The sequence below is a fragment of the Dactylosporangium sp. CA-139066 genome (assembly GCF_050936175.1).
Lineage (GTDB): Bacteria > Actinomycetota > Actinomycetes > Mycobacteriales > Micromonosporaceae > Dactylosporangium.
The window spans coordinates 1533324-1544857 of sequence record NZ_JBNJNH010000001.1 but is presented as its reverse complement, the minus strand read 5'-3'; the positions used below and the strand labels follow the sequence as shown (position 1 = coordinate 1544857).

Annotated in this window: 10 protein-coding genes; 3 read left to right on the top strand and 7 right to left on the bottom strand. The window is 71.7% G+C overall.

Annotated elements, in window-relative coordinates; translation table 11 throughout:
• Positions 1-136: 136 nt before the first annotated feature.
• Positions 137-970, bottom strand: a complete 834-nt coding sequence (locus ACQEVU_RS07230) for a helix-turn-helix transcriptional regulator (RefSeq protein WP_433321758.1) — start codon at positions 968-970, stop codon at positions 137-139.
• An 85-nt stretch (positions 971-1055) separates the two neighbouring features.
• On the opposite strand from ACQEVU_RS07230, the gene ACQEVU_RS07225 reads away from it, so the two are divergent.
• Positions 1056-2009 (top strand): SDR family oxidoreductase, encoded by a 954-nt coding sequence (locus ACQEVU_RS07225; RefSeq protein ID WP_433321757.1) that lies wholly within the window; start codon positions 1056-1058, stop codon positions 2007-2009.
• 70 nt (positions 2010-2079) lie between these two features.
• Here ACQEVU_RS07225 and ACQEVU_RS07220 read toward each other — a convergent pair whose 3' ends face one another.
• The 4 genes from ACQEVU_RS07220 to ACQEVU_RS07205 are packed head-to-tail and all read right to left on the bottom strand — an operon-like array spanning position 2080 to position 6943.
• Positions 2080-3975: a glycoside hydrolase family 127 protein gene (locus ACQEVU_RS07220; protein WP_433321756.1), complete on the bottom strand. Its 1896-nt coding sequence runs from the start codon at positions 3973-3975 to the stop codon at positions 2080-2082.
• Positions 3976-3986: 11 nt separating this feature from the next.
• Positions 3987-4796: a carbohydrate ABC transporter permease gene (locus ACQEVU_RS07215; protein WP_433321755.1), complete on the bottom strand. Its 810-nt coding sequence runs from the start codon at positions 4794-4796 to the stop codon at positions 3987-3989.
• Positions 4793-5680, bottom strand: a complete 888-nt coding sequence (locus ACQEVU_RS07210; RefSeq protein ID WP_433321754.1) for a carbohydrate ABC transporter permease — start codon at positions 5678-5680, stop codon at positions 4793-4795. Before ACQEVU_RS07210 ends, ACQEVU_RS07215 begins: the two co-directional genes overlap by 4 nt.
• Positions 5681-6943, bottom strand: coding sequence for a sugar ABC transporter substrate-binding protein (locus ACQEVU_RS07205; protein WP_433321753.1), 1263 nt, complete (start codon positions 6941-6943; stop codon positions 5681-5683).
• 160 nt (positions 6944-7103) lie between these two features.
• Between ACQEVU_RS07205 and ACQEVU_RS07200 the strand changes: the two genes are divergently transcribed.
• Positions 7104-8120, top strand: a complete 1017-nt coding sequence (locus ACQEVU_RS07200; RefSeq protein ID WP_433321752.1) for a LacI family DNA-binding transcriptional regulator — start codon at positions 7104-7106, stop codon at positions 8118-8120.
• A gap of 67 nt (positions 8121-8187) precedes the next feature.
• Here the strand turns inward: ACQEVU_RS07200 and ACQEVU_RS07195 are convergent, their stop codons facing one another.
• Complete coding sequence (locus ACQEVU_RS07195) at positions 8188-9255, bottom strand: glycoside hydrolase family 11 protein (protein ID WP_433321751.1); 1068 nt, start codon at positions 9253-9255, stop codon at positions 8188-8190.
• A gap of 324 nt (positions 9256-9579) precedes the next feature.
• Here ACQEVU_RS07195 and ACQEVU_RS07190 point away from each other — a divergent pair, with 324 nt between their 5' ends.
• Positions 9580-10995: a non-reducing end alpha-L-arabinofuranosidase family hydrolase gene (locus tag ACQEVU_RS07190; protein WP_433321750.1), complete on the top strand. Its 1416-nt coding sequence runs from the start codon at positions 9580-9582 to the stop codon at positions 10993-10995.
• 58 nt (positions 10996-11053) lie between these two features.
• On the opposite strand, the gene ACQEVU_RS07185 is transcribed toward ACQEVU_RS07190, so the two are convergent.
• Positions 11054-11518 carry a TrkA C-terminal domain-containing protein gene (locus ACQEVU_RS07185; RefSeq protein WP_433321749.1) on the bottom strand — a complete coding sequence of 155 codons (465 nt, stop codon included), beginning with the start codon at positions 11516-11518 and terminating at the stop codon, positions 11054-11056.
• Positions 11519-11534: the final 16 nt, after the last annotated feature.

Sequence of the window (11534 nt, the reverse complement as noted above, 5' to 3'; positions counted from 1 at the left end):
CGGGGCTGGTGTCGTCGAAGTCGGTCACCGGCCCGTAGCCGCCGCACAGGCCGTTGCTGCCGCGCGCCGATGTCGACCTCGGAGTCGGTCATCGTCTGCGACCAGGCATCGATGGGACGAATATCGGATTGCGGACTCAGAGGCGGCTGCCGATGACGGACAGCAGCTGCAGCTTCTCGTGGCTCTCGCTGCCGGGGACCGCGGTGTACACCAGCAGCGAATGCGACTGGTCGGGGTCCAGCAGCGCCTGGCAGGTGAGCTCGAGCAGGCCGACCTCGGGGTGGATGAAGCGCTTGACGTGCTGATAGCGGACGCCGACCTCGTGCTCGTTCCAGACGGCCCGGAACTCCTCGCTGCGGGCGAGCAGGAGGCGCTGCAGGTGCGCCGCCCACGAGTCGGGCCCGCGCAGCGTGACCGTGTGGCGCAGCCCGGAGGCGAAGACGCGGGAGTGCAGCGCGTGGTCGTCCGGGTGGTACCTCGCGCGGCAGGCCGGGTCGGTGAACCAGCGGTAGCCGATGCTGCGCTCCGGCCCGGTGTACTTCGTGTTGTCCCCGGTGAGCGCGACGCCGAGCGGGGTCTGCCGCAGCGTCTCGCCGAGCTCGGTGATGACCTCGGCCGGGGTGTCGGTGAGCCGGTCGAGGATGCGCAGCACCCCGGGGCTGATGTGGGCGCTGGTCGTGCCCCGCACGGGCGGGTGGTGCCCGGCGAGCCGGAACAGGTGGTCGCGCTCGTCGAGCGACAGGTGCAGGCCCTGCGCGATCGAGGCGATCATCTGCTCGGAGGGGTACGGCCCGCGCTCCCGCTCGAGCCGGCTGTAGTAGTCGGCGGAGATGTGGCAGAGCGTCGCGACCTCCTCGCGGCGCAGTCCGGTCGTCCGGCGCCGCTGGCCGCGCGGCAGGCCGACGTCCTCGGGCTGCAGCGACTCGCGGCGCCGGCGCAGGAACTCGGCGAGGCCGGCACGGTCGATCATGTCTCGGTTCTACCACCGCCGCCGCGGCGCAGCCTGGGATTGACAGGCCGTGGATACGGCCGCGGAGCGGGGGCACCGTGAGGTCATGGCACGCAAACAACCGGACATCACCGTTCCCGGCCTCTCCGGGAAGCTCGCCGTCGTCACGGGCGCCAGCGACGGCGTCGGGCTGGGCCTGGCCGCCCGGCTCGCCGCGGCCGGGGCCGAGGTCCTCATGCCCGTGCGCAACCCGGCCAAGGGCGCGGCCGCGGTCGCGAAGATCAGGCAGCGGTACCCCCGCGCCGCCCTCTCCCTGCGGGAGCTGGATCTGTCCTCGCTGGACTCGGTCGCCGCGCTGGGCGCCACGCTGCGCGGCGAGAACCGCCCGATCCACATCCTCGTCAACAACGCCGGCGTCATGACGCCGCCGGACCGGCAGAGCACCGCCGACGGGTTCGAGCTGCAGTTCGGCACCAACCACCTGGGCCACTTCGCCCTCGTCGGCCACCTGCTGCCCCTGCTGCGGGCGGGACGGGCGCGCGTGACGTCGCAGATCAGCATCGCGGCGAACCGGAACGCGATCAACTGGGACGACCTGAACTGGGAACGGGCCTACGACGGGATGCGGGCGTACAGCCAGTCGAAGATCGCGTTCGGCCTGACCGGGCTGGAGCTGGACCGGCGCAGCCGGGCCGGCGGCTGGGGCATCACGAGCAACCTCGCGCACCCCGGCGTCGCCGCCACCAGCCTCCTGCAGGCCCGGCCCGAGGTCGGCCGGGCCCGGGCCACCGCCGGCGGGCGGCTCATCCGCGCGCTCGGGGGCCGCGGGATCCTCTTCGGCACCGTCGAGACCGCGCTGCTGCCGGCCCTGTACGCGGCCACCTCCCCCGAGGCCCGCGGCGGCCGCCTCTACGGCCCCAGCGGGTTCCAGCACATCGCCGGCCCGCCGGCCGAGCAGGAGCTCTACTCCCGGCTGCGCGGCGAGGACGACACCGCGCGCATCTGGCGAATCTCCGAGGAGCTGAGCCACACGGCCTTCCCGGAGCCCGTCGCATCCTGAGGTGCTCCGGCCGCCTGCCACGAGCGGCCGGAGCACCGCGGGACTCAGCTGAGCGTGATGGCGGGTGCCGTCACCGTGGCGGCGGTACGACGGGAATCCAGACCCGCATCGGCCCGGGCTCCCGGTTGGCCCACAGGTGGTAGGGAACGGCGTGCACGGTCGCGCTCGTGCGCGCCGGCGGGGCCGCGCCGAGCGGCCGGTAGAGCGCCTCGTCCGCCGCGTCGGCGACCTGGACGAGGGCGGCCAGCGCGACCGGCGCGGCGGGGTGGTCGCGCACGACGCCGATCGGCGCCGACGCGTCGAGCGTGAGGTCCTCGAAGACGACCCCGGCCAGCTCCCCGGGCAGGCCGGCCTGCTCGAGGCAGTAGACGACGGGGCCGCGGGCCAGCGCCGCGGCGCCGCGCACGGCGTCGACGCGCGGGTGGGCGGCGACGAGCCGCGGCGGCATGGCCAGGGTCAGCTCGACCCGGTCGCCGGCCTTCCAGGCGCGGCGGATCCGGGCGTAGCCGCCGGCGATGACGGCGTCCGGGTCGCTGACGCGCGCGTCGGCGCACCAGGCGGGGATGCGCAGGGCCAGCGTCCACGGCTCGGCGGTCGACTCGGTGACCGTGACCGTTACCGTGCCGTCCCACGGGTACTGCGTCGCCACGTCGACCGCGCGGCCGGCGGCGGCGAAGGAGCCCTGGGCGTACAACTGCAGCTGGAGGCCCCCGGAATCGCCGGTGGCGGCGTAGGCGTGCAGGGACGCCATCAGCCGGGCGAGGTTCGGCGGGCAGCACGCGCACTTGTACCACGGCAGCCGGGCCCCGGGCGCGTCCTCGTCGGAGCCGTCGTGGCCGGTGCGCAGCTGCAGCGGGTTGGAGTAGAAGAACGCGGTGCCGCCGAGCGCGGTGCTGGCGGCGATGCCGTTGTACAGCAGGCGCTCCATCTCGTCGGCGTAGCGCGACCGGCCGGTGGCCAGCAGCAGCCGCCACGCCAGGTGGAAGCCGCCGATCGCGGCGCACGTCTCGGCGTAGGCGCGGTCCGGCGGCAGCTCGTAGGCGTCGCCGAATGCCTCGTCGCGGTGCCGGGAGCCCTGCCCGCCGGTGATGTAGGTCTTCGAGGCCAGCGCCGAGCCCCACAGCCGCTCGGCGGCCGCGAGCAGCTCGGCGTCGCCCGTCTCGACGGCCACGTCGACGGCGCCGGCGAGCAGGTACACCTGCCGCACCACGTGCCCGGTGGCCTCCGCGGCGTCGCGGACCGGCGTGTGGTCCTGGTAGTAGGCGCGCTGCCCGAAGCGGCTCTCGGGGCCCAGCAGCCCGCGGCCGCGCAGGTCCACCAGGCGGGCGGCGAGGTCGAGGTACGGCCGGTGCCCGGTCACCCGGAACAGCTCGACGAGCGCCGTCTCGATCTCCGGGTGCCCGTCGACCGCGTCCTCGCCGCCGGCGCCGAAGCGGCGCACGAGCAGGTCGGCGAAGCGCCGCGCGACCTCGACGAGCGGCTGCGCGCCCGGGTCGCCGGACGCGGCGCGGGCGGCGGCGACGGCGGCCTGGATGAGGTGCCCGGCGCAGTACATCTCGTGGCTGGAGGGCAGCTCGGCCCACTGCCGGTCGCGGTTGGCGGCCATCTGGAAGTACGACACCAGGTACCCGTCCGGGTCCTGCACCTTCGCGAGCAGCTCGACGGTGTCGGCGACGAATTCCCGCTCGCTGCCGTGCCACAGCGCCGCCTCGAGGGTCTTGTACACGTCGGTGTCGGCGAACCAGTAGCCGGCGTAGGACGCGGCCGCGCCGCCGGTGTCCCCGGTGACCCGGCGCAGGTTGTCGAGGTTGCCGTGCGCGTGCAGCTGCTCGATGCAGTGCGGCAGCGTCGCGGCGCGGTTGCGCTCCTGCCACTGGCCGAGCAGTCCGCCGGGGTCGAGGCGCGCGGTCGTCAGCGGCCGGAGGGCACCGTTGGTGGGCACGACGGGGCCATGGGAGTTGTGCATGGGTTGTTCCTTCAATCCTTGACGGCGCCGGCGGTCACGCCGGCGGCGACGTACCGCTGAGCCACGATGAGCAGCAGCGTCGCGGGGATCGAGGCCACCACGGCGGTGGCCATGATGGCGTTCCACTGCTGGTTGTTGTTGCCGATGTAGTGGTAGATGCCGAGCGTGATCGGCTGCTGCGTGCCGCCCCCGTCGAGGGTGGTGGCGAAGACGAAGTCGGACCACGCCCACAGGAACGCGAACAGGCTGACGGTGACCACGGCGTTGCGGCTCACCGGCAGGACCACCGACCAGAACGTGCGCAGCTGGCTTGCGCCGTCGATGCGGGCCGCGGCGGTCAGCTCGGCCGGGATGCCGGACATGAACGCGGTGAAGATGAGCACGCCGAACGGCACGGCGATGGTCGAGTCGGCGACGATCAGCCCGCGGGTGCTGTTGAGCACGCCGAGGCGCAGGTAGATGGCGTAGAAGCCCATCGCCATGATGATGCTGGGGATCATCTGCGCAACCAGGAGCACGAAGCTGAGCACGCCGCCGCCGCGCGGGCGCAGCCGGGCCAGCGAGTAGCCGGCCGGCGCGGACAGCACGACCGTGAGCAGCACCGTGCCGAGCCCGATCACCAGGCTGTTGCCGAGGTACGGCAGCTGCTGGTCCAGCACCGCGCGGTACCCCTCGAGCGTGCCGTGCAGGGGGAACAGGTGCGGCGGATCGTCGCGCATGTCGGTGTCCCGCGTCAGGGACACGTTGATCATCCAGTAGATCGGGAACAGCATGACCGCGGTCAGCACGACGCCCACGGCGGTCCTCAGCGGCCGGCTCATGACCGCACCCGGCGCTGGGTGCGGATGTAGATCAGGCCGAAGATCATGGCGGCGACGATGAGCAGGTTGCCCACGGCCGCGCCGGGGCCGAACGCCGGCAGGAGGTTGCCGAAGCCGAGGCGGTACGACCAGGTGGCCAGGGTCGTGGACGCGTCCGCCGGCCCGCCCTTCGTCATGATCCAGATGATGTCGAAGACCTTGAGCGTGTAGATGAGCCCGAGCAGCAGGGTGATCGCGGAGACCGGCCGCAGCAGCGGGAACGTGATGCGCCAGAAGGTGCTCCACGGCGGGGCCCCGTCCAGCGCCGCGGCCTCGTAGATCTCGGCCGGGATGGCCTGCAGGCCGCTGTAGACCACGACGAGGTTGAACGGGATGCCGATCCAGATGTTGGCGATCGTCACCGACGCCAGCGACCAGGCGGGCGACGTCAGCCAGTTGACCGGGTCGACGCCGACGAGGCGCAGGGCCGCGTTGACGATGCCGGAGTCGCTGTTGAGCATCCACGACCACGTGGAGGCCGACACGATCAGCGGCAGCAGCCACGGCACCAGGAACAGCGCCCGCAGCGTCGCCGAGAGCCGGAAGTTGGCGTGGAAGAACACCGCCAGGGCCATGCCGATGGAGAACTGGAAGGCCAGCGAGACGCCCGTGAAGACCGCGGTGTGCCACACGGCCGGCCAGAACGTCGGGTCGCTCACGACCGTGTCGTAGTTCGACAGGCCGGTGAACGGCGCGTCGCCCTGCACGAACGAGCGGACCGTGTAGTGGCGCAGGCTCAGGTCGAGGTTGCGGTACAGCGGGAAGGCGTAGAAGGCGAGCAGGTAGACCGCGACGGGCGCGACGAACGCCCACGCGGTCCACTGCCCGGCGCGCTTGCGCTGCATCTATTTGGTGGCCGCGGCCGCGGCGCTCTGTGCGGCGGCGAACGCGTCCTGCGGCGACTTGCCACCGGACAGCGCCGCCTGGAAGCCGGTCCACATCGGCTGGGAGATCTTCGGGTACTTCGTGCCGAGGTTGTCGCTCGTGCGGCCCTTGGCCGCCTTGACCGCCTCGACCCACACGGTCAGCTCGGCGTTGGCCGCCACCTGCTTGGTCTGCACGGCGTCGGTCGCCGCGATGTACGACAGCGTCGTGTCGGTGGCCAGCGCGTTGTCGGCGCTGCTGAGGCACGCGATGAGCTTCTGCGTCGTTGGGTACCGCTTGGTGTCCTTCTGCACCGGCGCGGTCACGAACTCGCCGCCCGTCGGGGCCGGGGCCGTGCCGCCCGCCTTCGAGGGGATGGGGATGATGCCGTACTCGAAGCCCGCCTTCTTGGCGTTGCCCAGCTGCCACGTGCCGTTCTCGGCGAACGCGAACTGGCCGGTCGCGAACTCCTGCCAGCTCGTCGTCTGGGTGTTGTTGATGACCGAGTTGGGCGCGTAGCCGTTCTTCAGCCAGTCGGTCCACAGCTGCAGCGCGGAGACGCCCTCGGCCGAGTCGAGCTTGGTGAGGTTCGCCCCGGCGCCCCAGAACCACGGCAGGAACTGGAAACTGCCCTCCTCGGTGCCGATGGCCGAGAAGGTGATGCCCTTCTTGCCGGCCGCCTTCACCTTGGCCAGGGCCGCCGTCAGCGACGCCCAGTCCTTCACGCCGGCCGGATCGACGCCGGCCGCGGTCAGGACCGCCTTGTTGTAGTACAGGGCCAGGGTGTTGGCGCCGATCGGGATGCCGTAGGTCTTGCCGCCGATCTGGCCGGCCGCGAGCAGGTTCGGCGAGACCGCCGACGTGTCGACCTTCATCTCGTCGGTGGTGGTCAGCACGCCGGCGTCGGCGAGCGTGGACACCACCGGGTTGTCCACGATGAGCACGTCGGGCGAGTTGCTCTGCTGCGCCGCGAGCAGCGCCTTGTTGGTCAGGTCGCTGGTGTCGTACGCCGTGCGCTTGACGGTCACGCCGGCGTCGGTGCCGCACTGCTGCAGCAGCTTGACCCAGGCGGCGCTGTCGTCGAACTGCGGGTACGGGTCCCAGATCGTGTAGGTGCCGCCGCCGCTCGCGGAGCCGGTCGAGCCGGAGTCCGTGCCGCCGGACGTGGAACAGCCGGCGGCCAGGCAGGCGGACAGGACGACGGCGGCCGCGGCGCGGGCGCGGTGCCGGGTGGAAACTGTCATGGCGGTTTCCTTGGTCGGGGGTGGGGTGTCCCGCCTCCCGGGCCCGGTTTAGGAAAGGCTCGGAAAACGATTGCCTTGAAGCTAAAAGCGGGCTTGTACGCCTGTCAAGGCGCCGTTACAGTCACACGGCAAGGAAACTAGGAAACTTCTGCCGAGGTCCTTGGAGGATGCTCTGAGCAACGTCGTCCGGCCGGCCACGATCAGCGAGGTGGCGGCCTTAGCCGGGGTCTCGACCGGAACCGCCTCCAAGGCGCTCAACGGCCGGGGGTCGCTGCGGGCCGAGACCCGGCTGCGCGTGCAGCAGGCGGCCGAGCAGCTGGGCTTCGTGGCCAACGCCGCCGCGCGCGGCCTGCAGGCCGGGCGCACCTACACCGTCGGCATGATCACCACCGACAGCATCGGCCGGTTCAGCATCCCGCTGATGATCGGCGCCGAGGACGCCCTCGGCGCGGGCCAGGTCTCGGTCCTGCTCGCCGACGCCCGCGACGACCCGATCCGGGAGCAGTACTACCTGCGCACCCTGCTGAGCCGGAAGGTCGACGGCATCATCGTCACCGGCCGGCGCACCCAGGCCCGGCTGCCGATCGCCGCCGAGCTGCCGGTGCCGGTGGTCTACGCGTTCATCAGCTCGTCCAACCCGGCCGACTGCTCGGTCGTGCCCGACGAGGCCGACGGCGCCCGCCGCGCCGTGCGCCACCTGCTGGCCGTCGGCCGGCGCCGCATCGCCCACGTCACCGGCCCCGAGCACCACCACTCGGCCCGGGTGCGGGCCGTCGCCTACGCCGAGACCCTCGCCGCCGAGGGCCTCGAGCCGGCCCCGGCGCTCTTCGGCGAGTGGACGGAGGCGTGGGGCCGCCAGGCGGCCGGGATGCTGCTGTCCACCGGCGCCGAGATCGACGCCGTCTTCTGCGGCAGCGACCAGATCGCCCGCGGCGTCGCCGAGGCGCTGCGCGACGCCGGCCGCGCCGTCCCGGGCGACGTCGCCCTCGTCGGCTTCGACAACTGGGACGTGATGGTCGAGGGCTGCCGCCCCCAGCTGACGAGCATCGACATGGACCTCGAGGGCATCGGCCGCACCGCCGCCGAGCTCCTGCTGTCGGCCATCAACGGCGACGCCGTGCACGGCCTGCGGGCGGTGCCGTGCCGCCTCGTCCCCCGCGCGTCGACGGCCGTGTGAGCCCCTGACGCCGCGGCGGCCCGCCGGATCCGGGTGGGATGCCGGACCCGGCGGGCTCGGGAGCCGCTCAGCGGCAGGCGGTGCCGTTGAGCGTGAAGCCGCTCGGCGCGGCGGTGTTGCCGGTGTGGTTGGCCTGGAAGCCGATGGTCGTCGAGCCGCCCGGCGGGATCGCGCCGTTGTAGCTGACGTTGGTCGCGGTCACCGTCCCGCTGGAGGGCGAGTACGTGGCGTTCCAGCCGGAGGTGATGGTCTGCCCGGCCGCGAGGTTGAACTTCAGCGACCAGCCGTTGATCGGGGCCGTGCCCGTGTTGGTGATGGTGATGTTGTCGGTCAGCCCGGTGTTCCAGGCGTTGACGGCGTTGGTCACCTGGCACGTCCCGCTGCCGCCGCCCGGCGAGGTGGACGGGCCCGGCGAGGACGGCCCGGGCGAGGACGGGCGCGGCGACGACGTGACCGTGGGGCCGCCGCCCTCGCTCACGGTGATGCTGGAGCTGCCGCTGCTCTGGTACCCCTCGGTGGCCAGGATCTGGTAGTCGTGGCTGCCGAGGTTCAGGCCGAGCGCCGCCCAGGCGTTGAAGTGGTTGGCGGTGGTGATGGTGCCGCTCGTCCGCTTCTGCTGCCGAACGCTCCAGTACTGGTAGAACGTCGCGGTGCCGATGATGGAGGGCTGGTTCACCCGCTGGGTGCGGTAGATGTCGTACGTGCTGCCGTCAGTGGTGACGGAGCCGAGACGCTGCGCGCCGGTGCTCGGGTTGTAGCTGCCGTAGGTCTCGACGATGTAGTACTCGATGAGCGGGTTCGTGGTCCAGCCGTACAGCGACAGGTAGCCGTTGCCGTTGACGTTGAACGTGCCGGAGTAGTTGACCGTGTGGCTCGAGCCGGGCTTCCAGCCCTTGCCCACGACGGTGTTGTTCATGTTGCTCCACTGGACGCTGTACGAGCCGCCGGCGCCCAGGGTCATCGTGACGTTGCCGCTGTCCTTCCAGTACGAGAAGAAGTAGCCGTTGTGGGTGCCGGTCGTGTTCGACGTGATCGTCCGGTCGGCCTCGGCGTGGGCGGTGCCGGCCAGGACCACGGAGGTGACGGCGATCGCGGCGGCGCAGATGCCGCCGACGAGCAGTCTCGCGCGGTGCATGTGGGGGGTCCTTTCAGCGCTTTGTCAGCGATCAATTCTCGCCGAGCACCGATGTTGCGCCGAATTCGCGTCAACGGCGAGCCGAGAGTCGATCGGGCGCCGCCCGTGAATTTTCGATAATTCACGCCCGCGGATAACCCCTGCTCAGAGCGGGCGGAAAAGATGTTACGCCCAAGGTTGATCGAGAGTCGCGACAATCCGATGAATGAAAGTTTCAGCGGCCGGCTCAAGCATCCGGAGAATGCGATCACGCGAGGCCTTGACCCGTTTATTTGTGAGCGCTAACACTCGCGGGGTCTCTGCTCCTGCGCCTACGGAGGATTCATGAAGGTCCCTCGCACCCGGTCCCGGGTGGTGGCCGCCGCCGGTGCGGCCGCCCTCACCGTGGCCTGGGCCGCCGCGGTGCTGACCGCGAACACCGCCCAGGCGGCCGCCGGCTGCCGCGTCGACTACACCGTCGCCAGCTCCTGGCCGGGCGGCTTCACCGCCAACGTCACCGTCACCAACTTCGGCGAGGCCGTCAACGGCTGGCGGCTCACCTGGTCGTTCGGCGCCGGGCAGAGCGTCACGCAGCTCTGGAGCGGCTCGGTCGCCCAGTCCGGCGCCCAGGTCACGGTCACCAACGCCGACTACAACGCCGCCATCCCCACCAACGGCACCGCCGCCTTCGGGTTCAACGGCTCCTGGAACGGTGCGAACCCGGTGCCCCCCGACTTCGCGCTCAACGGCACCGCGTGCAACGGCCCGATCGGCGGCTCGTCGAGCGCGCCCAGCAGCCCGTCCAGCAGCCCTCCCAGCAGCCCGTCCAGCTCACCGAGCAGCTCCTCGCCCACGTGCACGCTGCCGTCGACGTACCGCTGGTCGTCCACCGGCGCGCTGGCCAACCCGCAGTCGGGCTGGGTGTCGCTGAAGGACTTCACGAACGTCGTGTACAACGGCAAGCACCTGGTCTACGCGACCACGCACGACACCGGCTCGACGTGGGGCTCGATGAACTTCGGCACCTTCACCAACTGGTCCGACATGGCCTCGGCCAGCCAGAACCGCATGTCGTTCGCCACGGTCGCGCCGACGCTGTTCTACTTCGCCCCGAAGAACACCTGGGTGCTGGCCTACCAGTGGGGCGGCACGGCGTTCTCCTACCGCACGTCGAGCGACCCCACGAACGCCAACGGCTGGTCGTCGCAGCAGACGCTGTTCTCCGGCAGCATCTCCGGCTCCGGCACGGGCCCGATCGACCAGACGGTCATCGGCGACAGCTCGAACATGTACCTGTTCTTCGCCGGCGACAACGGCAAGATCTACCGGGCCAGCATGCCCATCGGCAACTTCCCGGGCAGCTTCGGCTCGGCCTCCACGGTGGTCCTGAGCGACTCGACGAACAACCTGTTCGAGGGCGTCCAGGTCTACAAGGTCAAGGGCCAGAACCAGTACCTCATGCTCGTCGAGGCGATCGGCGCGAACGGCCGCTACTTCCGCTCGTTCACCGCTTCCAGCCTGGGCGGCTCCTGGACGCCGCAGGCCGCGACGGAGAGCAACCCGTTCGCCGGCAAGGCCAACAGCGGCGCCACCTGGACCAACGACATCAGCCACGGCGATCTGGTCCGCAGCAACCCCGACCAGACCATGACCGTCGACCCCTGCAACCTGCAACTGCTCTACCAGGGCCGCGCCACCAACTCCGGCGGCGACTACGGCCTGCTGCCCTACCGCCCGGGCGTGCTGACCCTGCAGCGCTGACCGGGCGATGCCCTTGGCGCGGTGGTCCGGGCCGGCGAACCGGCCCGGACCACCGGCCTCAGGCCCCCGTCAGCAGGTCGATCATCTCCAGCGCCGCGTCGGGCCGGCCGACGACCACGACGACGTCGCCCGGGCGCAGCCGCCCGTCCGGCGGCACGACCACCTCGTCCTCGCGGACGACGGCGGCGACGACCGCGCCGTCGACCGCCGCGTCCGCCGAGGACCGCCCGGCCGACGCGGCGGCGCCGATGAGGACCTGCAGCACCGCCAGCCGGTCGGCGTACCGGTCGAGGCGCGCGCAGTGCAGCGTCGGGCCGTCCACGCCGAGCACGCCGGCGAGGACCCGCGCCTCCGCGGCGGTGAGCAGCACCCCCGTCCGGCGGGTGTCCGGGTCGGCCGGGTCGTAGACCACGAGCTCCCGCCGGTCGTCGGCGTGCTGCAGGATGCCGACGTGATGGCCGTCCGCCGCGTGCAGCACGTGCAGGGTGCCCACGCCGGGAAGACGATGCTGATCCGTACGCATGATGCCTCCCTCGGCG

What these genes read in the sequence shown, in the direction of transcription:
- ACQEVU_RS07215 (WP_433321755.1), bottom strand. Translation starts at nt 4,796, where the DNA reads ATGAGCCGGCCGCTGAGGACCGCCGTGGGCGTCGTGCTGACCGCGGTC.
- ACQEVU_RS07190 (WP_433321750.1), top strand. Translation starts at nt 9,580, where the DNA reads ATGAAGGTCCCTCGCACCCGGTCCCGGGTGGTGGCCGCCGCCGGTGCG.
- ACQEVU_RS07210 (WP_433321754.1), bottom strand. Translation starts at nt 5,680, where the DNA reads ATGCAGCGCAAGCGCGCCGGGCAGTGGACCGCGTGGGCGTTCGTCGCG.
- ACQEVU_RS07220 (WP_433321756.1), bottom strand. Translation starts at nt 3,975, where the DNA reads ATGCACAACTCCCATGGCCCCGTCGTGCCCACCAACGGTGCCCTCCGG.
- ACQEVU_RS07195 (WP_433321751.1), bottom strand. Translation starts at nt 9,255, where the DNA reads ATGCACCGCGCGAGACTGCTCGTCGGCGGCATCTGCGCCGCCGCGATC.
- ACQEVU_RS07185 (WP_433321749.1), bottom strand. Translation starts at nt 11,518, where the DNA reads ATGCGTACGGATCAGCATCGTCTTCCCGGCGTGGGCACCCTGCACGTG.
- ACQEVU_RS07205 (WP_433321753.1), bottom strand. Translation starts at nt 6,943, where the DNA reads ATGACAGTTTCCACCCGGCACCGCGCCCGCGCCGCGGCCGCCGTCGTC.
- ACQEVU_RS07230 (WP_433321758.1), bottom strand. Translation starts at nt 970, where the DNA reads ATGATCGACCGTGCCGGCCTCGCCGAGTTCCTGCGCCGGCGCCGCGAG.
- ACQEVU_RS07225 (WP_433321757.1), top strand. Translation starts at nt 1,056, where the DNA reads ATGGCACGCAAACAACCGGACATCACCGTTCCCGGCCTCTCCGGGAAG.